This is a genomic window from Chryseobacterium daecheongense (assembly GCA_027920525.1).
Classification (GTDB): domain Bacteria; phylum Bacteroidota; class Bacteroidia; order Flavobacteriales; family Weeksellaceae; genus Chryseobacterium; species Chryseobacterium proteolyticum.
On the sequence record CP115858.1, the window covers coordinates 2558114 to 2581434 of the forward strand.

The following is a 23321-nucleotide window of genomic DNA, read 5'->3' on the forward strand; positions in this document are numbered from 1 at the left end:
TATATAATAAAGAAAATCTTTAATTATTCTGCATCGAAATCAGCATCTGTATCAGCAGATACTTTTTCTCCTTCTTCTTTAGATTTTTCTTTGTCAGCTTTTCTCTGAGATTGACCTTCTCTGATAGAATCAGAAACAACATTTAAGATCATATCGATAGACTTAGAAGCATCATCATTTCCAGGAATAACGAAATCTACTTTTCTAGGATCAGAGTTGGTATCTACGATACCGAAAACTGGAATACCTAATTTTTTAGCTTCAGTTACAGCGATGTGCTCTCTTAAGATATCAACAACAAATATTGCAGAAGGAAGACGAACCATGTCAGAGATAGAACCTAAGTTCTTCTCAAGGTTAGCTCTTTGTCTGTCTACCTGAAGTCTCTCTTTTTTAGATAAAGTTTCGAACGTTCCATCTTTTTTCATTTTATCGATAGAGTTCATTTTCTTAACAGCCTTTCTGATTGTAACAAAGTTTGTTAACATTCCTCCAGGCCATCTTTCTGTAATATAAGGCATATTAAGTTCTGAAGCGTGCTTAGCAACAACTTCTTTTGCTTGCTTCTTAGTAGCTACAAAAAGAACTTTTTTACCTGCAGAAGTAAGTTTTTCTAAAGCGCTACAAGCTTCATCCAACTTTACTGCTGTTTTATGTAAGTCTACAATGTGAATACCATTTTTCTCCATAAAAATGTATGGAGCCATATTTGGATTCCACTTTCTAGTCATGTGACCGAAGTGTACACCAGCCTCTAAAAGGTCTTTTACATTTGCTTTTGCCATGTTTTCTGTTTTTGTTAGTTTACTTTCCGTCTTTTAAACAATCAACAACTTCTTTAGATGGGAGAAGCGTTTGGATGCTAAACGTAACGGGCAATTTAAAATTTAGATTAATAGATTTCAGATATAAGATACCAGACAAGAAAAAGTCTGAAATCTGATGTCTCCAATCTGATGTCTGAAAAAAATTAACGTTTTGAGAATTGGAATCTCTTTCTTGCTTTTTTCTGACCTGGCTTCTTTCTTTCCACCATTCTTGCGTCTCTTGTAAGTAAACCAGCTGGCTTTAATGCTAATCTGAACTCAGCGTTGATTTCGCATAAAGCTCTTGAAATACCTAATCTGATAGCTTCTGCTTGTCCTGTATTTCCACCACCGAAAACATTTACGGTAACGTCGTACTGACCAACAGTTTCAGAAAGGATAAATGGTTGATTTAACTTGTAAACCATTACGTCTGTAGAGAAATAATCTTTAGCATCTTTACCGTTTACTGTAATGTTACCAGTACCTGGCTTTACGTAAACTCTTGCTACAGAAGTCTTTCTTCTACCAATTTTATGAACTGTAGACATATTAATTATTTAAATTCGTTAATATTAATTGTTTTAGGCTGTTGAGCTTCATGCTTGTGCTCAGTTCCTTCATATAAGTAAAGGTTTTTGAACAAAGCAGAACCTAATCTGTTTTTAGGTAACATACCTTTTACAGATTTTTCTAATACTTTCAAAGAATCTTTCTTTTGAAGTTCAGCCGCAGTCATAGATTTTTGACCTCCTGGATATCCTGTATGCCAGATGTAAGTCTTATCTTCCCACTTGTTTCCGGAAAGCGTAATTTTCCCAGCATTCAAAACAATAACGTTATCACCACAATCTACGTGAGGTGTAAAGTTTGTTTTGTGCTTACCTCTCAAAATCTTTGCAACCTGAGAAGCTAGTCTTCCCAACGGTTGTCCTTCAGCGTCTACCACAACCCATTCTTTATTAGCAGTAGCTTTGTTCGCTGAAACAGTTTTGTAACTTAATGTATTCACACGTTTTAGTTAAAGATTAAACATAATTTTCCCTCTAAGGGTGTGCAAAGATACAAATTAAATTTGTAATGGAAAAACATATTTGATTTAATATGCAGGTTATGGGTTTAGCTTAAACGATTCGACAGATTTCATCTATGGAAAATATTCTTGGCACAGATATTGCAAAATCATATTCGATGAAAAAAAAGTTTTAGAAGATTCTAAAAACACAGGTGATAAAGTAAAGAGTTTAGTCACTAAACTCTTACTTTATTAACTTTTATTCAAAGATACCCCATTATTATTATCAATTATTTATCCGTGAAATTATATTTTACATTAATTTGATGTAAAAAATTATTTTTCATTCTCGAAATAATTATATTTGCCGCAAAGCTTTAATAGTCATGAGTCACGGAAAAATAAGAGAAGAAAAAAACTGCCTCAACTGCGGACACCTTGTAGAAGAGAGATTCTGCCCACACTGTGGACAGGAAAATACAGAACCCAGACAACCCTTCTATTTTCTTTTCACCCATTTCATTGAAGATTTTACTCATTATGATGGACAATTCTGGAAAACGATAAAGTACCTGCTATTCCAGCCGGGAAAATTGACCAAAGAATATCTATCCGGAAAAAGACAAATTTACGTGGCCCCTGTAAAGCTTTACATATTTGTGAGTTTTATAACTTTTTTCGTCCCTACCCTTTTCCCCCAATCAGAAAATACAGATGATGAAGCAACTGAAAAACATTCCATACAAAAAGAAAAAGAGCAGAAAAAAGAACTGACTGCAAAAATAATTGATAGTGTAAAATCCGGAATGCTTGCAGAAGGGTATAATAAAAATGACAGCATTGTACATAAAAGCATATCCAAAATAAAAAAAATTGAAGATCTTATTGACAAAAAAGAAGTGCTAAGTTCTGAAAAAGACCAATTTGCAATATTAGGAGCGACATCAATGAAACAATATGATTCGCTAAGCAAAAAAGGAGGTGGAAATTATAAATCTTTAAGACCTTTTGCTAAAAAAATATTCCATTTACAGGACAGAGGTTTGAAAAGAAAAGAAATAATAGGCCGTTTTGTAGATACATTCATCCACTCTTTCCCTAAAGCCCTTTTTATTTACTTACCTATATTCGCATTCTTTCTATGGGTATTTCACAATAAGAAAAAATGGTGGTACTTTGATCATGGAATATTTACCCTTCATTACTTTTCTTTTCTCTTATTAACTACCCTGATCTTCATTCTCGCTAACCATCTTACAGCAATACTGCCCAACTATACCCCTATCAAAATTATTTTTGGATTATTCTATTGTGCTTTATTCTTTTATACCTCAGCCTATTTCTTTATTGCCCACCACAGGCTTTATGAAAACAGTAAGAGGAAAAGCATATTAAAAGGTTCATTGCTATTTATCATCAACTGTATAGGATTACTCTTTATGCTAATGATATTAAGCTACATCAGTTTTATAACGATGCATTAATTACGTAAAGACTTACTGCCTCTAAAACTCGCAATTAAATAATAAGCAACAAATACAGTAGAAAATTTAAGAATAGAAGGAATCGCAAGTTTCAAATCAAAAAGAACAGATCCCATCAATACCAAAACAGCCATTGCCGCGAAAGACAACCCCAACTTTTGAGGCAGTGAAAAATTAGGCGTATCTAAATAATAAGCCAATCCCCACGCAAAACCAAAAGCAACAGCATAATATAGGTCTAGCCCGATATTCTGACTGCTTAAGAAGAAATAGTTAATAAGAAAACTGATCACAGTTCCTATCGCAAAATAAATCGAAGCTTTCTGCATATAATAATATATGATGCAAAAGTAATTAATTTACCTATTATTTCCGTGCAGAATGCAAAGGAAATGGAGAACCTCAATTTCGGCAAAAACACCTAAACACTTGAATTAAAGGAATATAAAGTTCAATATTATGTTCTGTATTATTGTTATATTTGGAAATTCAGAAATTTTCTAGATTTTTTATGGAAACCCAAAAATATACCCCTAAAAACAAAGTTAGAATTGTAACAGCAGCGTCATTGTTTGACGGACATGATGCAGCAATTAATATTATGCGTCGTGTTATTCAGGGAACCGGCTGCGAAGTCATTCACCTTGGACATGACAAATCAGCTGAAGAAGTTGTAAATACTGCCATCCAGGAAGATGCGAATGCTATAGCTTTAACCTCTTATCAGGGAGGACACAATGAATATTTCAAATATATTTATGACCTTCTGAGAGAAAAAAATTCGCCACAGATCAAAATCTTCGGAGGAGGAGGAGGAGTAATCCTGCCGGAAGAAATCCAAGATCTTATGTCTTACGGAATCGACAGAATTTATTCCCCGGATGATGGAAGAGAGCTTGGCCTTCAGGGAATGATTGATGATCTGGTTAACAGATCAGATTTTGCCACAGGAAAAGATGTAACAGCACAGGATCTGGACTCTATCAATTTCGAAAATTCAACCAGCATTGCTAAAATTATCTCTGCTGTTGAAAACTTCTCTGATGAAAAACCGGATCTTGTTAAAGCTATCGATGAAAAAGCAAAAGATCTGAATATTCCCATTATTGGTATTACAGGTACCGGTGGTGCCGGTAAGTCCTCATTGACTGACGAATTGGTAAGACGTTTTCTGCGTTCCAATACAGATAAGAAAATAGCGATTATATCTATTGACCCATCTAAAAAGAAAACAGGAGGAGCATTACTTGGAGACAGAATCCGTATGAATGCGATCAATGATCCAAGAGTTTATATGCGGTCCATGGCAACCAGAGAAAACAATGTATCCGTTTCTCCATTTATTCATTCCGCTTTGAATGTTTTAAAACTTGCCCACCCGGATGTTATTATCCTTGAAACTTCCGGTATCGGACAATCAGGCTCTGAAGTTTCAGACTTTGCAGATGTTTCCATGTATGTAATGACTCCTGAATACGGAGCATCTACACAGCTGGAAAAGATAGACATGCTTGATTATGCAGATCTTGTAGCTCTAAACAAATCGGATAAACGTGGCGCATTGGATGCTTTACAGGCCGTGAGAAAACAGTTCCAGAGAAACCATCTTTTATGGGAGAGCCCATTGGATGACATGCCGGTATATGCTACAAAGGCTTCACAGTTTAACGATCACGGTACTACAGAACTATACAACAGATTAATTTCTAAAGTTAACGACAAATTTTCGGGGCTAAACCTCAATACTTTCGTTGAGCAGGAAATCACAGATGAAGTGACCATAATTCCACCTAAAAGAGTTCGTTATTTATCAGAGATCGTTGAAAACAATAAGCAGTATGATGTAAACATTGAAAAGCAGGCTGAGCTTGCCAGAAAAATGTATCATATTGATGGTGTGAAAAAAATTATCTCTAACGAAACTTTAGATGCCGAATACCAAAAGGCAGAAAAGGACCTCCAGCAGGAGAATATTGATTTCCTTAAAAACTGGGATGACACCAAAAAGGCATTTCATCAGGAATTCTATTCATATTTTGTTCGTGGAAAAGAAATTAAGGTAGAAACCTCAACAGAATCCCTGTCTCATCTGAAGATCCCTAAAATTGCATTACCAAAATATAATGACTGGGGAGATCTTATTCTATGGAAAGGTAAAGAGAATCTTCCGGGAAGCTTCCCTTTCACTGCCGGAATTTATCCCTTCAAAAGAACCGGAGAGGATCCTACAAGGATGTTTGCGGGAGAAGGTGGACCGGAGAGAACGAACAGAAGATTCCATTATGTTTCTGCGGAAATGCCTGCTAAGCGTTTATCTACAGCTTTTGATTCAGTAACATTATATGGCCAGGATCCTGCCTTACCCCCAGATATCTATGGTAAAATCGGAAATGCAGGAGTTTCTATTGCGACACTGGATGATGCTAAAAAATTGTATTCCGGCTTCGACCTTATTAATGCAATGACTTCGGTTTCTATGACCATCAACGGACCTGCTCCTATGTTGCTTGCCTTTTTTATGAATGCAGCGATAGACCAGAATGTTGAAAAATATATTGTGGAGCATAAACTTGAAGATAAAGTAGAAGCTGTTCTTAAAGCCAAGTTCGATGACAAAGGATTGCAAAGGCCCCATTATAATGGAGAGCTTCCTCCTTCCAACAATGGATTAGGACTAAAATTACTGGGAATTACCGGAGATGAAATTATTCCTAAAGAAGAATATGAAAAAATTAAAGCTCATACGATTGCCACTGTAAGAGGTACTGTACAGGCCGATATATTAAAAGAAGATCAGGCACAAAATACCTGTATCTTCTCTACGGAATTTGCTTTGAGATTAATGGGCGACGTTCAGGAGTACTTTATAAAAGAAAAAGTAAGAAACTTCTATTCTGTTTCCATTTCCGGGTATCATATTGCTGAAGCCGGGGCGAATCCGGTTTCCCAGTTAGCATTTACATTAGCTAATGGTTTCACATATGTGGAATATTATTTAAGCCGAGGAATGGACATCAATGATTTTGCTCCTAACCTTTCATTCTTCTTTTCAAATGGTATTGATCCCGAATATTCAGTGATCGGGCGTGTTGCAAGAAGAATCTGGGCAAAAGCCATGAAAATCAAATATGGAGCAGATGAAAGAAGTCAGATGCTGAAGTATCACATCCAGACTTCCGGACGTTCACTGCATGCGCAGGAAATTGATTTCAATGACATCAGAACAACTCTTCAGGCTTTATATGCTATCTATGACAACTGTAATTCACTTCATACGAATGCTTACGATGAGGCCATTACGACTCCTACAGAGCAATCCGTTAGAAGAGCAATGGCTATCCAGCTGATCATTAATAAAGAGCTTGGTCTGGCGAAAAATGAAAATCCGCTTCAGGGTTCATTCATCATTGAAGAATTAACGGATCTGGTTGAAGAAGCTGTGTATGCAGAATTCGACAGAATTACAGAAAGGGGAGGTGTACTTGGGGCGATGGAAACCATGTATCAACGTTCAAAAATCCAGGAAGAATCCATGCATTACGAATGGCTGAAGCATACCGGGGAATATCCTATAATCGGAGTAAATACATTCCTCGGTAAAGATGGCTCACCAACTGTTCGCCCGGGAGAAGTTATTCGATCTACTGAAGAAGAAAAACAGGTTCAGATTGAAACACTTCACAATTTCCAACAAGCCAATCTTGATAGATCTGAGGCAGCTTTAAAAGAATTACAATATGCAGCTATTAATCAGCAAAACCTCTTTGCTGTTATGATGGATGCTGTAAAATATTGCTCTCTTGGACAAATTACCAATGCTTTATTTGAAGTAGGAGGTAAATACAGACGTAATATGTAATCAATATTATGAAAAAAAAAACCGCAGGATTTCTGCGGTTTTTTATTTGAATTGTATCTGATAAGACTTCTATTTTTTATTGAAATCTCCGGCGAAAACAGAAATAATATTATTCTCAGAAAGATATTTTTTCAAAGCAGCATTCACTTCGGATAATTTCAGGTTCTGAATTTTTGTATTTTGTTCATCAAATTTATCCAATGAAACTCCAAAAAGAAGCTGAGTATTTACAAGGTTAGCCAATGTTCCATCAGAGCCTAAACTGGTTTTCCTTTCATTAGCATAACTTTTTTTATTGGAATCAAGTTCTTCCTGCGTAAAACCTGAAGCCAATGCTTTGTTAATTTCCTCTTTAATAGCAGCTTCTACATCATTTCTTTTTGTAGGATTTAAAAAAGCATAATAATTCCATGAAGCAACATCATTTGAAACAGGAACATCCAGATATGAACCAACTCCATATGAAATCCCTTCTTTTTCACGCAACCTCATTGGTAATCTTGCAGAAAGGAATCCTCCACTTCCTAAAATTTCATTTGCCATCACTAAAGCCGGGTAATCAGGATGATCCTGCGACATCTTGAAGCTTGAAGTTCCAAGGGCAACTGCATTTTCTTTATCTGGAGTTATGATATTTTTATCTTGTTTTTTAGTTTCAAAGAATGTTGGTTTTACCTCTACAAATTTTGATTTAGCGGTAAATTTCCCAAATGTTTTCTCTAATTCAGAAGAAGCAATTTTTGGATCAATATTCCCGATTACAGTACCTACACCATTGGATGCCCCCATAATATTCTGATAGAAATCAACAATCTGGGCTTTAGTTACTTTTTTATTTTCATCAATTTGCTCCTGTAGAGAAGCTACATAGAAGATACTCGTTTTAGGGTATGGGGATGCCAGTCTCTGTAACTCATTACCTGCAATAGCTTGAGGATCCTTTAATTGTCCTTCCAACTGAGTATTTACTTCAGTGATAGTTTTGGCAATTTCGTTTTCCGGGAAAGTAGAATTTGTCAGTATATCCTGTACGATGGCCATTACTTTTGAATAATACTGTTTGTAAGTATTCACTCCAATGATTAAATTCTGGTCATATATGTAAGCATACACAGAAGATTTCATTTGATCTAATTCATCTTTTATTTGCTCTTTTGTTCTGGTTTTGGTTCCCGATTTCAATAAAGAAGCAGTAATATTTCCAATAGCTTCTTTGCCTTGCAGGTCTTTTTCATTTCCGATTCTTAAACGGAAATTCGCTTGAATTTTTTCTCCTTTAAGCTCCTTATTGATAAGCCCATACTTCATCCCATTAGACAACTTTCCTTCAGTAAGGTTTTTCTTAATATTTGCAATGGAAGCTTCAAAAGGGGCTGGTTCTTTCTCCAAAGCTCTTCCTTTGTAATCTTTTACCAGATCTGCAATCTGGTTATCCCTGAATTCTGTAGGGAATACCCTTTCTTCATTAGGAGAAGGTCGGAAAACACCCATCGTACGGTTGTTGCTTTTAAAATATTTTTGAGCAACCTTGCTGATATCTTCCAGTTTTAGATTTTCTACATGATCACGGTACAGAAAATTTAATTTATAGTTTCCTGCTCCGATAATTTCGGTAAGATTAATTGCAAAATTAATGGTATTATTTTTCTGGTTTTCGATGTCTTTAATCAGTTTAGCTTTCGCTCTTTTAAGATCATCCTGAGTAAATTGAATGGAAGAGATTTTATCAAGTTCTGCCCTTACGAGTTTGGTGGTTTCGTCTAAGTTCTTATCTTTTGGAACATCAAAATTAAAATACACCATCCCCGGATCTCTTAAAACAGGGCTGAATGTCCAGACTCCGGAAACCTTCTGAGTTTCCACCAGACTTTTATACAAATATCCGGAAGGATTTGAGGTAAGGATCTCATAAAGTGCAGATAAGGCAGCATAATCTTTATCTGCATAGGCAGAAGTATGATAACCTGCAGCTATAATCTGCTGATCATTATTTCTCTTGATTTCAAAATACTTTTCTCCGTTCTGAGCTGGCTCTACGGTATAAGTTCCTCCTAATTCACGTGAAGGTTTTTTAATTACTGAAAAATAATCAGAAATATATTTCAATGCGCTTTTCTCATCAAATTTTCCTGCAACAATAAGAGTTGCATTATCGGGTTGGTAATATTTCTCATAGAATTTTCTTAAGGTCGGAGCTTTTACCCGTTCAATATCTTCCTTACTGCCAATTGTACTGTTCCCGTAATTGTGCCAAACGTATCCATTAGAAAATACATTTTGCATCATCACTCTTGTAGGATTATTCTCTCCAATTTCGAATTCGTTTCTAACCACTGAAAACTCTTTATCCAGATCACTCTGTAAAATCGTAGCATTGATCATTCTGTCAGCTTCCATCTGTAAAGACCATTTCAGGTTTTCTTCATTGGATGGGAAAATTTCATAATAATTTGTTCTATCATACCAGGTTGTCCCATTAGCCTGCCCACCTTTATCAGAAAGCTGCTTTTTAATATCTCCAAGGTTTTTGGTACTCTTGAACAACATATGCTCAAGCAAATGTGCCATTCCTTTTTCACCATATCCTTCATCTTTTGATCCTACATTATACACAATATTCACAACCATATTGCTTTGGGAAGGATCAGGAATCAAAAGAACTTTCATCCCATTATTAAGAGTATACTCTTTAATACCTTCCGTATTGCCAATAAATTTAGGAGTCTCGGTACTCTGTGAAAAGACAGGATTAATAGTTCCTGTAAAAAATAGGACAGCTGTCCCCAGTAGTAAGTTTTTCATAGTATTTAATAAATTTCGTTCTTAAATTTAATAAGTTTTTCTCATCATTGATTGAAATATTTATACGAATAAAAAATCTATTTAATCTCAGGCAGATTCTTTATTTTCGCAAATAAAACATCATCATTATATTCATTGTCATGAAAATATACATCAACAAAATCAGCATTCTTTCAATGCTATTGTTCTCTATCTTTCTATTTTCTCAAAAACGCACAGAAGATTTCTCAATCAGTTTTCCTGATCAAAAACTGGAGAAAAGCTATTATAAAACCATTAAGCTTATTGATATAAGGACAGATACCACTTCACTGGGGATTGTACAGAAAGGAGCATTCAACGCAAAGGCTAAGGTTGTTCCCGGAGTAAGCCTTGCCAATCAGTTTCAAAATCTTTTGAACCATATTAATGGAAGCAATGTAGAAGATGGCACCATCGTTATGTATCTTAAACAATTATACTTTGCAGAAGTAACAGGAGCGTTCAGTGAACATGGATATTGCTATTTTCAGGCATTTTTATTTGCAAAAAATGATGATGGAACCTACTCCTATCTTGACAAAATCGACTCTGTTATTGATCATTCCTCAATGGACGTTACCAAAGCAACGATGAAAAAAGGGAGTGAGATGGTGAGTAATTTTATCAGCAAAAATATTTCAAAAAAAACAACCGCAACAGATCATTATACTCTGGAAGATGTAAAGAATTTTGATGCGATTGAAAAGCAAAAACTGAGTCTGTACAGCTCTGATCAACTCAAGGAAGGTTTATATAAAGATTATAATTCATTTAAAAATCAGGAACCTGAAAAACAAATTGCCAATGCCAAATTTTATGGCAAATCTCCAAAGATCATTAAGGTTTACGAAACTATTGATACAAAAGAAAAGGAGATCAAAAAAAATGACTATTATGCATTGGTATATCAAGGATCTCCTTATATCTATGTCCCGATGGAAAATGCTTTCTCAAAAGCTGAAAAGAAGGATGGTGATTTCTATTTTACCGGTAAAGTAAAAGGAAGCGCAAAAATGGGAGATGTGGTCACAGCGTCTATATTTTTTGGGATTGTCGGAGGTTTAATTGCTTCCAGTTCATCTTCTGCTTACCCATTTGAACTAAAGATTGACTACCTTAATGGTGCATTTATTCCGATTAAAGAAATCCAAAAATAGGCATCTGAAATAGTAATACATGAAACCCAAAGCCTTATTCAACTGGAGTAGCGGAAAAGATTCTGCCCTTGCATTATATAAAACCTTTAAAGAGGAAAAATTAGATATAATTGGTCTTCTTACCAGTATCAATCAGGAATATCAGCGGATTTCCATGCATGGGGTTCATGTTTCTCTATTGGAAGAACAAGCTTCAAGCATAGGACTTCCTTTAATTAAAATGGAACTTCCTAAAGAACCATCTATGGAACAATACCGCGACATCATGAACAAAACGATGACCGATATAAAGTCCCGTGGAGTCACCCATTCCATATTTGGAGATATTTTTCTCGAAGATCTGCGAAAATATAGGGAAGACCAATTGAAATCCATCGGGATGGAAGCTGTTTTTCCACTTTGGAAAAAAGATACGAAAAAACTTATTCATGAATTTCTTGATCTGGGTTTTAAAACGATCGTAATTTGCGTCAATGAAACCTATTTAGATAAAAGTTTTGCAGGGAGGATTATTGATGAAAATTTCATCTCGGACTTACCTGAAAATGTAGACCCTTGCGGAGAAAATGGCGAGTTCCATACTTTTACTTTTGATGGTCCCATTTTTAAAACACCAATTCAGTTTGAAATTGGTGATATTGTAAAAAAAACCTATCCAAAACCAAATGCAGAGGATCATGAAAATGGTGATGAATATGTCTTTTGGTTTTGTGATCTGATCAAAAATAAAACGCTGTAGAACGATTGGTTCTACAGCGTTATTTTTTAGTTCAATGTCTTTGATATCTCCTTCATGAGATCAAAAACCATACTTATATCATTTTCATTGGTTCTCCAATTTACAAATGCAGCCCTGATCCCTTTATGCTGATTATAAAAAGTAGGCGTCATAAATACTTTTCCTGTACTATTTAATTTTTCTAAGAATTCATTAACCTTATCGTGATCAGCTTCATTTTTCAAACTGAAACACACCGTATTCAGACGGACAGGTGCCAGAAGTTTAAAATCCGAACTGCTATCTATAAAATGACCAAGCTGTTTGGCCCATCTTATATTATTTTCAACTATTTCCTGATACCCTTGTTTTCCATAGGCCATTATTGAAAACCAGGCAGGTAAGGCTTTTAACCTTCTTGAGTTTTCAGGAAGAAAGTTCAGATAACTGAAGTTTTCCAATGGATCCCCGAGATATGGAGCATTGGAATTCTGGAATGTCTCTACCTGTAATAACCTGTACTGATCTTTTACGAAAAACACTGCACTTTCGTAAGGAACGTTTAACCATTTATGGCAATCCACAGTAATACTGTCAGCCTGCTCCCAGCCTTCCAAAAGATGTTTGGTTTCATCTGAGCAAGCTGCAAATCCTCCAAATGCAGCATCAATATGCCACCAGAAGTTATGCTTTTTTTTAAGTTCAGCTATTGCCTTAAAATCATCAAAATCTACCGTATTCACAGTTCCACCACTGGAGATCAGGATAAATGGCTCCTCTTTTAATTCAATGATACGATTTTCTAGATCATCTATATTCATCGCTTCCCTATTCCCTTCTATTGTTTTAATTTTCACAATATTTCCGCTTCCTATCCCTAAAAGTGATAGTGATTTAAGGCTTGAAGAATGGGGTGTCGCGGTAAGCACTTTTATGGGTATCGAAATGCCGTCTTTTGCAATATCTTTTCCTTTTTCACTTCCTAACCATTGTCTTGCTACTGCAAGACAGGTAAAATTAGACATTGTTGCTCCGGTTACAAAGCCACCGAGAAAATTTTTAGGGAGCCCCAAAAGATCGAGCATTAATTGTATGGTTTCCAGCTCTATAATCGCAGAAATACCTCCCTGTCCTTTTGTTGATTGGGTATTCTGGTCATAAACAGAAGCCAGCCAGTCTCCGGCAATAGAAGCAGGAGTGGAACCTCCTGTAACAAAACCCCAGTATCTGGGACCTGATGATCCAACCATAACCGGTTCAAATCTTTCATTAAAAACTTCCAGTACTTTTTTTGTTCCATATCCGGACTCCGGTACTTTGTCTTCGGAAACATATTCCTTTGAATCAACGGATGTTTTTCTATCGGGTAAAGCATCCAGATAAGCAAGCCCCTGCTTTTTTATAGTTTCTAATAAGTTGCCGATTTCCGACAAATCATTTTCAAGATGTTTTTCCATTTTTGAATTAATAATCTATTCAAAAATATTACTTTCTGTAATAATTTAGTTTATATAATTTACAGGTCTTTCATAATTTGGCAGAGCTTTTCCCTTGATTACAATAATTTAAAAATCGGCCCCGGAGCTCTCACATCATTTTTTCTATTTATTTGGCATGGTTTGCATCCTTTTTGATGCTGTAGCTTTAAATTAAAAAACAAATGCTGAAATTTTCCCACTTATTGTTCCCATTAATCATTTTTACACTCTCATTAACCGCATGCAAGAATTCGATGGAATCTATAAAAACGGTTGACAGGAATGCAATCGTAGACTCCACCATTACCGCCTTCGAGAAAAAACTTTTGGAAAAACAGATCGACTCTGTATTCTCACGATTTAATTTTAATGGAAGTATCGCTGTTTTCAAGGACTCTACACAATTATATAAAAAAGAAAGCGGACTCTCTAACTTTGAAAATAAAACAAAAATCAACGACAGTACTATTTTTGCCATCGGCTCTGTAAGTAAGCAATTTACGGCAGTTCTTGTTTTACTTGAAATGGAACAAAACAAGCTGAATATCGAAGATAAAGTTTCCAGATACCTCAAGGAATTTCAAACAAAAGAATACGAAAATATTACAATCCGTCAGCTTCTGAACCATACCTCCGGATTAAATACGCTGGGAGGTAAGCTTTTATTCAAAAGTGGATTGGGTTTTTTCTATTCCAATGATGGCTTTAATGCATTGGGAAAAATCGTTGAAAAAGTATCAGGAAACTCTTATGACAAAAACGTCCAGGAATTGTTTAAAAAGGCAGGAATGAAAAATTCTTCAACAGGAGATGTTTTTGAGGGAAAGAATTTCGCAAGTGCTTATATTGGAAATAAGAAGAATGCGGAAAGGGTTCCTAATATGCCGCGCAGATTGGGAGGAAAAGAAATTGGGATCCCGGCAGGTGGAATTCTTTCTACCATAGATGATTTACGCCGCTGGAATAACGCTCTATATGGTGGTAAAGTTTTGAAACCGGAAACCCTTCAGAAATTCATCTCTAAAAGTTCCGAAAGACATCATGCTATTTTAGGAAAAATGGGTTACGGATATGGTATAATGCTCAATATAGGCGAACCGACAGCCTATTTCCACAGTGGCTATGTTATGGGTTCTCCTTCCCTAAACATTTATTACCCATATACTAAAACTTCAGTCATTATATTGTCTAATATTGCTGATGAGGCAAAGGGCAAAGCTTCAGTTTTCAGACCGCATATTGAGGTAAAGAAAATCACAGATGCTATTGAAAACACGGTTATCGACTTAAGACAACAAATGATAAGAACAAGTAATAATAAAAATGAATTGTAATGAAAAAATTATATTTCATTGCTATCTATCCTCCTCAACGGATCATTAATGAAATAAAACTCTTCAAAGAAGACTTTGCTTACCATTATCAAAATTCAAAAGCGGTTAAAAATGATGCTCATATCACCTTGTTACCTCCATTTTCAAGAGAGACAGAGCTTGAGAATGATATTATTGAAGCGTTTGAAAGAATAGATACTTCTCTATCCCCATTCGAAATCGTTCTCAATGGCTTTGGAAGCTTTCCGAATCCAAAAAATCCGGTGATCTTTGTACATCCTGAATACAATCCGGGCCTTATAGATATTTACCATCGAGTAAAAAAACAATTTAGCTTTGGCAAAGGCTCCTTCAACCCTCATATGACCGTTGGATACAGAGATTTGAGTTTTGAAAATTACCTGAAAGCCTGGAAAGTTTATCAAAACAAACCTTACGAAAATAAATTTACCGTTGATAAAATTCTGCTTCTGAGATATGACGGAAAATGGGTACCCATCATAGAAAAGAAACTACAATAAAAAATCGGCCACTGGGCCGATTCATAATGTTATGTATATTTTCGATTACTTTTATTCTTTTACAATTTTTTGTGAAATGATCAGACCTTCATCTTCACTTACAGCTAAAGTATAGATTCCAGAAGGAATAGTACTGATATTAACAAAGATCGTAGAAGTATTTTTCATTTCAAATTTGACAGGAATCAATTTACCCGATCCATCATACAATGCTACTTTTACATTCTTTGAAAAGTCCTGTTTACCTTTGATGTAGAATTCATTCTCTGCCGGATTCGGATAGATTCCGAATCTTCTTTCTTCTGCTTTAATTTCAGACATCCTTAACGTTGAGGTCTTATTCAGTTTCCAGGTTACCGTGGCAAAATGAACCGTATTGTGACTGTTAACTTTTATTAAAGGACTGTTGTCGGTAACAGAGAAAATAAGGGTATTAAGACCGCTATTCAGTTGTGACGGAGAAACTGTTAAGGTATTGCTGGTTGAAGAAAGAGCCGTTCCATTGAGAGTCCAGGAATTGACCAATGTATTAGGGATTGGCAAAACTTCATTTACAGTAAATGTTACCGCGGCATTACCATTCACATTGCTGCTGTTGGCTGGTGTATAAGAGTCAATCGGTGATACTAATGAATGTATTCTCTCAATAATGGCCTCTTTACAAACGGAACAAAACTGTCTGTCCAGATATCTCATTTCACAATTTTGATGTGGACGGTACCATGAAGGGCTTTCGGTATAAGGATACACTCCCACACTGTTTAATCCTAACCAGTTTTTCCATTTGATGGTTGATGTATTGGAGTTTTGTGTCTTGTTAGGTGATTCCCCTGTTCCTGCAAACCAATATTCATCCGCAAGCTTTCCAAAGGAATGCCCAAGTTCATGTACTACAATCTCATTTGAAGAGCCATTTAGCGACGCAAATGCATAAGCACCTCCGCATCCGCCATACTCTGTAGAGTTACCCAGAACGTACGTAATATCATAATCAGGAACATTAGCTGCGAGAACCTGCGCTACTTTATTTGTACTATTGCTGTAAATACAGCGGTGTACACCAAAGTCAAATGAAGAGCCCAGGTAATTATTGGGATTGGAAACAGGAATAACCGGCTCTGTAACATCCGTTGCTGTTCCAGGATGTTTTACACCTGTTTCTGTTGACACTACTTTTACAGCATACGCATTAAAATAATTTTTATATTCTGTATATGGGCTTTTTGTAAAGAGATAGTTAATCGTAGACTGTGCAGAATTCACAAAATTAGTTTGCTGAGCAGAAGTAAATCCATCACCCAATACTGCGATATTGATCCGGTTAGAGTTTGAACCGTTATTAAGCAGAGAAACTGTCTGAAAGGTTTGTGAAAAGCACAATGAACTTACTAATATGAGAAATAAAGTTTTTTTCATGGCTATAGTTTTTGGTTAAATAATAATTGATTTCCTGCATGGGTAACTTTTTCCACTTTCACGATCTGGATTTCTCCGGAATGAGGATAGCGCACACTGAATTCAGCATTATCCGAGGAAACTTTGTGTCTTCCGATTCCGTCTTTATCAAAACTTTCCAGATTCTGATTCAGAGGATCTTCCACCAGCTGTTTCACAATTTCTTTTCCGCTGGCATCAGTAAGTGATATAATAAAATCACCAAGACCTGCTGAATTTCTGTCAAAAGAAGGGATGGATTTCAACTTTCCTTCAGTAATTTTCTTTGATTCGAGGGTAATTTTTTCAGGACCGGATTTCGTTTTTTCTACCTTAAAAAACAGGTACACAATTTGATTTTTGTCTTGTTGACAATTAACATTCTCAGATGATCCCCCATAACTTAAGTCTTTCACTGTCAGAAAGCTATACAGCACAAAAGTCGGAAGAATTAAAAAGGTTAGTAAATTTTTCATAATCATTTTTTGATGAAGTTAAGAAGATTTCACCAAAATAAGATTTATTTTTACTGTTTTTTTTCTAAGGGAAAAAATTCAGAAAGTCATATCTTTGACGAAATGATTGCAGAAAAGATAATTTTAGGTATTGACCCGGGAACTGCTATAATGGGCTTTGGGATTATTTCCATTAAAAAAGGTCAGATGGAAATGGTTTCCATCCACGAGCTTATTTTGAAAAAATATCCCAACCATGAAACAAAGCTAAAATACATCTTTGATAAAACCTTAGCCTTAATTGATGAGTATCACCCGGACGAGGTTGCCCTGGAAGCTCCATTTTATGGAAAAAATGTTCAGAGTATGCTAAAACTGGGACGTGCACAAGGGGTAGCAATGGCAGCGAGCCTTCATCGAAATATTCCGATTACCGAATACTCACCTAAGAAAATAAAAATGGCTATTACAGGAAATGGGAATGCCAGCAAAGAACAGGTAGCAGGGATGCTTCAAAACCTTCTGAAGCTAAAAGAATTTCCAACAAAATATCTGGATGCTTCTGATGGTCTTGCCGTAGCTGTTTGTCATCATTTTAATTCAGGAACAATTGCTGATACAAAATCTTATTCCGGATGGGAAAGTTTTTTAAAGCAGAATCCTGACCGTTTAAAATAAGCGTTACTGTCTTTCATAAATATCTTCTATAGCAGTAACCTTTCCATAGATGATATCATTATAAAGAATGGAAAATCTGTTTTTCGAAATGATTCTAAATTGTTTATTTTCTTTTAGATCTGCATCCATATATGAGAATGAATTTTTATTAATCGTCACTAAATTTCTTGCTGACGAACTTATTATCTCACAGTTTTTTCCATTTGCATACTTTTTAATAAAAAAAATATTTCCATTTTCTTTTTCGAATAATAAAGTGGTCTTCTTTGTACATTCGTGAAGTGGATATATTTTACTTATCTCTCCATCTTTATAGGTTTCTTCAACTAATTTCCATTTTCCGATAAAGTAATATTGATCACTCTCCAGACTCTTTCTTTTTACTGCGGGAGATTGTGATTGACAACTTAGCATAAAACTACAGCTTAATAAGAAAATTAATCTTTTCATTGTTTAGCATCTTTTAGTAAAAAAGGCCCTTTGAAAAAAGGGCCTTTTACTCTATTAGTTATTTATAAATTTCTTTGATTCTTTTTTATTACCGTAAGTGATAATGTATACTCCTTTTGGTAATGTTTGGTTGATTTGAACTTCATTCGTTTTAGAAGTACCTTTCTGCAATACTTTTCCACTCATGTCATAGATCTGGTAATCTCCAAAACTTACATTTTTACTTCCTATCAGTTGAAGTTTATTTTCTGATTTTGTATAAACAATTTTACTTTCCGAACTTCCTTTAACTTCAGATGTTCCTAATGCTTCTAAAATCTTAACTGCATAGTCCTCCATTTGTCCATATTGTAACTGAGAGCAAGGGGTAAGATCAGGAAGATTTACTGAATTATACGTCGCAGCATCCACTGCAATTCTCATCCTCAAATAAGTATTTTTCACAGCATTGGCAGGAGGAGTAATCGTGTTGGTAACGGTCATCCCTGTTCCGGTCAAATTGCCTGATAAATGATTTACGACCAATTCACTATCTTCAAAAGACCCATTGTTATTATAATCGATCCAGACTTTTGTTCTAAACTTTTCTGCCTGACTAAAAGTATATGCATAAGTCACTTTCAGCTCCGTTCCTGTAGTTGACGGTATTTCGGTATAGTATGCAGGTCTGATACAATTTGCAGAAGCAAAATTATCATAATACGAAGGAGTTGCTTCATCTGAATCGTAGCCATTAGTAGTACTGTTTATGGTTCCAAATTTAACGTTGGTAGCACCGATCGCGAAATTATTATTGGTAGGGTGCGCTGTACTTGGCGGATTACATTGGGCTGCAACTACAGAAACTGGCGAAGGAATAACAATCGACGGATCTTTACCCGCTGTAGAGTTAAGCAGATCTTTTCTATACTCCATCATTAACAAAATAGCCCGGTCTCTTTGTCCTTCCGTAAATTTACGGTTAGAATTGGTGTAATTCATAACATTATATTGAGTTCCGTCGTAGTTTTGTCCGGTACATGGATCAATAGCAGTATTGTTAGGAACAGCAACACCATACATGCTTCTAGATGGTGAAGTATCACATACTCTATCTCCTGTTGTTGCACAATCATTACTAGGAGGGCAACTTGATTGATCAGTATATGAAACTCCCTGAAATGTATGATAAAGTCCAAAAGCATGTCCAAGTTCATGAGTTAATGTCGTATCATTTTGATTTTTAATGGTTGCCACCTTCATAAAGCTTTCATAATCATAAGCATAAGAATCCGGGAATTTTGCGTATCCCATTAATCCATAAGATAATTGCTGCTGGCCATCAAAACCGATCACTACATAAATATTAAAGTATGAATTTTCCGGCCAATGGTGCGCTAACTCATTTTTGATCTGGCTATCACTAGCTCCACTTGAACTTTGCATTTTAACTCCCCTTGTATCATAACCTGGAATAGTACTTCCATTATATCTTACAATACCGGTAGTAGGAGTACAGCTAGGTGATCTTTTAGCTAATACGAGCTTAAAAGGAATTACTGCTCCTCCAGTTGGTCCGGAACCTTCAGGGTAAAATCCATTGCCAAAAGTTGTAGCATACATACTGTTAGCTCTGTCAATCCAGTCAATAATCTCCTGATCAGTAACATGTAAATTTGCATTAGCAGTTGCCTGAGATTCAATAACATGTACTACAACAGGGATTTCATAAATTTGTCCGGTATAAAGTCCGTTCCACGAAGTACTAGCGCCAACTTTATTAAGATAAGACTGCTTATTCATGGAAGCTAATCTGGCTTCTACAATCTCCCTGTTTTTCTTTAGTTCAGGGTGTTTAGCATCCATTTGTGACATGACTTGGTCAAAACCACAAATATTTTGCACATTTTGAGAAAATGCATTAACCCAAAGGATCAACGCAAAACATAGAACTATTCTCTTCATATTCAACTATTTTTTTAATTTATTCGATGCAAAACTATTATTTATTTTAACAAATTGACAAAATATATTGAAAAAACATAAAGAATTTTATTATGTTAATATGTAAAAATTATAACTAATTGTTTAACAGTGACATAAATAAAACAAGTAAACATACTTGGTAAAACATAATACTATCTTTAGCATTGGTATGATTTTTAGTATTACTTTTGTATAAATTTTCAATAATGAAAAATCAACAACAAACTATAAATCAGGTGAATCATAAAATAAATTGGTTCCAGAAGTTTCTGATGGTATGCTCCGGAGGAAACATCCATATTTTAAGGAAAACACCAAGTGAATGGAATAAATTTTCGGGTATCGGAGGTATCGTTTTATTTACTGCAGTTTTCGCTACACTTTCCGCAGGTTATGCCATGTATACAGTATTTGATAATATATGGACATCTGTTGGTTTTGGAATTTTATGGGGATTAATGATATTTAACCTGGACCGTTACATTGTTTCCTCCATCAAAAAAACGGGAACATGGTGGAATCAGATACTCATGGCTATTCCACGTCTGGTTTTGGCTACTTTTTTAGGAATTATCATTTCAAAACCTTTAGAGCTTAAAATTTTTGAAAAGGAAGTCAATAAACAGCTGAACACGATCATCCAGCGAAATAAAAAGCAGCTTCAGGGTGAAATGACCGGCAGAATTCTTCAGCAAAGCGGTCCTTTTGAAACTGAGAAAAAACAAATATCAGAAAAGATTGCACAATACCAAAAGTCTTATGATTCGGCAGCTGTAGAGCTAGAAAAAGAAATCCTCGGAAAACAATCAGGCTTAACGAGTGGAAAAGTAGGTTTCGGATCTAATGCCAAAAGAAAACAGGAGCTTAAGGAGCAAAGACGTCAGGATCTTGAGAGTTATCAAAAGCAAGTAGCTCCAAGGTTGGAATATCTGGATAAAGAAATTTCAAAAGTATACACCAATCTGGAAACCGAAAGAAAATCTACTGAAACCTTTGAGGATAAGTTCAATGGATTTGCCGCCCGTTTGCAGGCGCTTGATGAGTTAGGAAAAAATTCCGCAATCATAGGTTTAGCTGCAGCCTTTATTATGGGGCTTTTCATTTGTCTGGAAATTTCTCCTGTACTGGTTAAGCTAATTTCTCATGTAGGCCCCTATGATCATCTTTTGGAAAAAACAGAAAATGATTTTCGATTGTACTCCAAAGAAAAAATTGAAAAAGGCAATGCCCTTACCGACTATAGAATCGATGATTTTAAAGAGAATCTAAATAAATAATTTAAATTATATTAAAAAAAGACCTTTCATATTTACGGAAGGTCTTTTTTGTTTATACAGTAGGAATATTTTTTGCAGTTACTAAACCATGCCTTCCTCAGTTGTACATAGTTATGAATATTTTCCGGAAACTGAAATACTAAGAATTGTATATCAGTCGGGAGCAGTTTATGATTATTTGAAAGTACCCCAGATCATTGTTGATCAATTCAAAGCTTTTACTTCTAAAGGGACATTTCTTAATAAGGTTATCAAAAAGAAATTTAAGTATACCAGAATAAAATAACATTCTGCGTCTTATTTTAACAATAATTTAAGTCGTTATCGGCTATGAATTAATTTCTTATTCCTAATTTTAGTTTTTCATTCAAAGAATTTACAACTAATCACAAAAATATGATACTACAACAAGGAACCCCGGCACCGGATTTTGAGCTCCATGCCACTCCCGACCAGAAACTAAAACGTTCTGATTTTTTAGGAAAGAACCTGATTTTAGTTTTTTATCCTGCAGACTGGAGTCCGGTTTGTGGTGATCAAGTGAGCCTATATAATGAAATGCTTTCCATTTTTCATAAATATAATGCAGATATCCTGGGTATTTCTGTTGACAGCGCCTGGTGCCATGATGCTTTCATGGAAAACAGAAAACTACACTTCCCCCTGTTGGCAGACTTCAACCCCAAGGGAGAAGTTTCAAAAGCTTACGGCGTCTATAATGAAGATAACGGAACTTCACAAAGAGCACTATTTGTTATTGATCCTGAAGGAATCATCCAGTGGAGCTACTTATCACCCGATGGAATTAATCCGGGAGCTGACGGAATCATTGATGCTTTAGAAAATTTAAAACAAAAATAATATTTATGTCTACTTTAAGAATTCCCATTGGTCCTAACGACCACGTTCAGGGAAATCCAGATACCGCGAAAATAGTTTTAGTAGAATATGGTGACTATCAATGTCCGTATTGTGGACACGCTTTTCCTTTAATAAGAAGATTTGTTCAGGAAAACAGTGATGATGTAGCATTTGTATTCAGGAACTTTCCTTTGACTGATGCCCATGAATATGCCATGGCAGCCGCAACAGTTGCCGAGGCAGCAGGAAAACAAGGAAAATTCTGGGAAATGCACGACCTCATCTATGATAATCAAAATATATTGAACGAAGCACTACTCAAAGAGTGTGTAAAAGTTCTGAAACTGGATGTGAATAAAATCGAAAATGAGATTAACACCGAAGAACTTCAGGCAAAGATTGAGGCTGACTTTGAAGGCGGTGTACGCAGTGGAGTAAACGGCACTCCATCTTTTTTCGTCAATGGACAAAAATGGGAAGATTATGACGGAACGTATGATTCATTCATTGACCTAATTTCTTAGTTTAACGATACTATTTCCGAATAGATTTTGGATAAAAGCCATATTGAGGAATATCATACATTTTCTTCACTGAAATGATCGCATAGAACAATTGAATTTTAAATTATTATTTTCCTTAGTAACTCTCTTTTTTTAAGAAATTCATTCAAATTGTGAAAAAAAAATTTACATTTGATACGTTGTACAAAACCTAAAACAATTAACTTATTATGAAAAATTCAAAAAAAATTTCAAGAGAAAGCTTGAAAACAATTAAGGGAGGATTTAAAATGTGTAATGCTGAGTTACCTAATTTCGGCTGTGGTGATGCAGAGTTTTTCTGCTGTGGACCTGGCGGTTGCAGAAGAATAGCAGATCTTCCACCAGGATCTTGTATTGCACAGTAATTTTTCCTTTTATTCAAAAATTATTTTATTTGTTAAATTACAAATACGGCTGGCTCAATATTGAGCCAGCCGTATTTTTTTTATATTAATCTTATT

Annotated in this window: 22 protein-coding genes; 12 read left to right on the plus strand and 10 right to left on the minus strand. The window is 35.4% G+C overall.

The window, feature by feature from the left end:
• Window positions 1-23 precede the first annotated feature (23 nt).
• From rpsB to rplM, 3 genes are all read right to left on the minus strand, one after another.
• Window positions 24-785 (minus strand): 30S ribosomal protein S2, encoded by a 762-nt coding sequence (gene rpsB, locus PFY10_11300; protein WBV54832.1) that lies wholly within the window; start codon window positions 783-785, stop codon window positions 24-26.
• 185 nt (window positions 786-970) lie between these two features.
• Window positions 971-1357 carry a 30S ribosomal protein S9 gene (gene rpsI, locus PFY10_11305; GenBank protein WBV54833.1) on the minus strand — a complete coding sequence of 129 codons (387 nt, stop codon included), beginning with the start codon at window positions 1355-1357 and terminating at the stop codon, window positions 971-973.
• A 5-nt stretch (window positions 1358-1362) separates the two neighbouring features.
• Complete coding sequence (rplM, locus tag PFY10_11310; protein ID WBV54834.1) at window positions 1363-1818, minus strand: 50S ribosomal protein L13; 456 nt, start codon at window positions 1816-1818, stop codon at window positions 1363-1365.
• A 389-nt stretch (window positions 1819-2207) separates the two neighbouring features.
• Here rplM and PFY10_11315 point away from each other — a divergent pair, with 389 nt between their 5' ends.
• Entirely contained in the window at window positions 2208-3305 is a 1098-nt protein-coding gene (locus tag PFY10_11315; protein WBV54835.1) for a DUF3667 domain-containing protein, read from the plus strand.
• Here PFY10_11315 and PFY10_11320 read toward each other — a convergent pair.
• Entirely contained in the window at window positions 3302-3634 is a 333-nt protein-coding gene (locus tag PFY10_11320) for a hypothetical protein (GenBank protein WBV54836.1), read from the minus strand. The genes PFY10_11315 and PFY10_11320 overlap by 4 nt on opposite strands.
• A 182-nt stretch (window positions 3635-3816) precedes the next feature.
• Here PFY10_11320 and PFY10_11325 point away from each other — a divergent pair, with 182 nt between their 5' ends.
• Window positions 3817-7164: a methylmalonyl-CoA mutase family protein gene (locus PFY10_11325; GenBank protein WBV54837.1), complete on the plus strand. Its 3348-nt coding sequence runs from the start codon at window positions 3817-3819 to the stop codon at window positions 7162-7164.
• Window positions 7165-7233: 69 nt separating this feature from the next.
• On the opposite strand, the gene PFY10_11330 is transcribed toward PFY10_11325, so the two are convergent.
• Complete coding sequence (locus PFY10_11330) at window positions 7234-9966, minus strand: pitrilysin family protein (protein ID WBV54838.1); 2733 nt, start codon at window positions 9964-9966, stop codon at window positions 7234-7236.
• Window positions 9967-10106: 140 nt separating this feature from the next.
• Here PFY10_11330 and PFY10_11335 point away from each other — a divergent pair, with 140 nt between their 5' ends.
• Complete coding sequence (locus PFY10_11335; protein WBV54839.1) at window positions 10107-11144, plus strand: hypothetical protein; 1038 nt, start codon at window positions 10107-10109, stop codon at window positions 11142-11144.
• Window positions 11145-11163: 19 nt separating this feature from the next.
• Window positions 11164-11883 carry a diphthine--ammonia ligase gene (locus PFY10_11340; GenBank protein ID WBV54840.1) on the plus strand — a complete coding sequence of 240 codons (720 nt, stop codon included), beginning with the start codon at window positions 11164-11166 and terminating at the stop codon, window positions 11881-11883.
• Window positions 11884-11909: 26 nt separating this feature from the next.
• On the opposite strand, the gene PFY10_11345 is transcribed toward PFY10_11340, so the two are convergent.
• A complete protein-coding gene (locus PFY10_11345) occupies window positions 11910-13319 on the minus strand; it encodes a pyridoxal-dependent decarboxylase (GenBank protein WBV54841.1) in 1410 nt (469 codons plus the stop codon).
• A gap of 275 nt (window positions 13320-13594) precedes the next feature.
• On the opposite strand from PFY10_11345, the gene PFY10_11350 reads away from it, so the two are divergent.
• The gene (locus PFY10_11350; GenBank protein ID WBV54842.1) at window positions 13595-14674 is read left to right on the plus strand and encodes a serine hydrolase; all 1080 of its coding nucleotides are present in this window, start codon (window positions 13595-13597) and stop codon (window positions 14672-14674) included.
• Window positions 14674-15195 carry a 2'-5' RNA ligase family protein gene (locus tag PFY10_11355; GenBank protein WBV54843.1) on the plus strand — a complete coding sequence of 174 codons (522 nt, stop codon included), beginning with the start codon at window positions 14674-14676 and terminating at the stop codon, window positions 15193-15195. Before PFY10_11350 ends, PFY10_11355 begins: the two co-directional genes overlap by 1 nt.
• A gap of 51 nt (window positions 15196-15246) precedes the next feature.
• Here the strand turns inward: PFY10_11355 and PFY10_11360 are convergent, their stop codons facing one another.
• Both PFY10_11360 and PFY10_11365 read right to left on the minus strand, forming a co-directional pair.
• The gene (locus tag PFY10_11360; protein WBV54844.1) at window positions 15247-16611 is read right to left on the minus strand and encodes a M64 family metallo-endopeptidase; all 1365 of its coding nucleotides are present in this window, start codon (window positions 16609-16611) and stop codon (window positions 15247-15249) included.
• Between the two features lie 2 nt (window positions 16612-16613).
• Window positions 16614-17105, minus strand: a complete 492-nt coding sequence (locus tag PFY10_11365) for a hypothetical protein (GenBank protein WBV54845.1) — start codon at window positions 17103-17105, stop codon at window positions 16614-16616.
• A gap of 102 nt (window positions 17106-17207) precedes the next feature.
• Here PFY10_11365 and ruvC point away from each other — a divergent pair, with 102 nt between their 5' ends.
• Complete coding sequence (gene ruvC, locus PFY10_11370) at window positions 17208-17762, plus strand: crossover junction endodeoxyribonuclease RuvC (protein WBV54846.1); 555 nt, start codon at window positions 17208-17210, stop codon at window positions 17760-17762.
• Between the two features lie 3 nt (window positions 17763-17765).
• Here ruvC and PFY10_11375 read toward each other — a convergent pair whose 3' ends face one another.
• Together PFY10_11375 and PFY10_11380 are read right to left on the minus strand one after the other, a co-directional pair.
• Window positions 17766-18212, minus strand: coding sequence for a hypothetical protein (locus PFY10_11375; protein WBV54847.1), 447 nt, complete (start codon window positions 18210-18212; stop codon window positions 17766-17768).
• Window positions 18213-18266: 54 nt separating this feature from the next.
• Window positions 18267-20156 carry a zinc-dependent metalloprotease gene (locus tag PFY10_11380; GenBank protein ID WBV54848.1) on the minus strand — a complete coding sequence of 630 codons (1890 nt, stop codon included), beginning with the start codon at window positions 20154-20156 and terminating at the stop codon, window positions 18267-18269.
• Between the two features lie 227 nt (window positions 20157-20383).
• Between PFY10_11380 and PFY10_11385 the strand changes: the two genes are divergently transcribed.
• The 5 genes from PFY10_11385 to PFY10_11405 all read left to right on the plus strand — a co-directional run bounded on the left by PFY10_11385 (window position 20384) and on the right by PFY10_11405 (window position 23225).
• Entirely contained in the window at window positions 20384-21454 is a 1071-nt protein-coding gene (locus PFY10_11385) for a DUF4407 domain-containing protein (GenBank protein ID WBV54849.1), read from the plus strand.
• Window positions 21455-21542: 88 nt separating this feature from the next.
• Window positions 21543-21740, plus strand: a complete 198-nt coding sequence (locus PFY10_11390; protein WBV54850.1) for a KTSC domain-containing protein — start codon at window positions 21543-21545, stop codon at window positions 21738-21740.
• Window positions 21741-21850: 110 nt separating this feature from the next.
• Window positions 21851-22315, plus strand: coding sequence for a redoxin domain-containing protein (locus PFY10_11395; GenBank protein ID WBV54851.1), 465 nt, complete (start codon window positions 21851-21853; stop codon window positions 22313-22315).
• Window positions 22316-22320: 5 nt separating this feature from the next.
• On the plus strand, window positions 22321-22839 hold the full coding sequence (locus PFY10_11400) for a thioredoxin domain-containing protein (protein WBV54852.1): 519 nt from the start codon (window positions 22321-22323) through the stop codon (window positions 22837-22839).
• A 209-nt stretch (window positions 22840-23048) separates the two neighbouring features.
• Window positions 23049-23225 carry a hypothetical protein gene (locus PFY10_11405; protein WBV54853.1) on the plus strand — a complete coding sequence of 59 codons (177 nt, stop codon included), beginning with the start codon at window positions 23049-23051 and terminating at the stop codon, window positions 23223-23225.
• Window positions 23226-23321 lie beyond the last annotated feature (96 nt).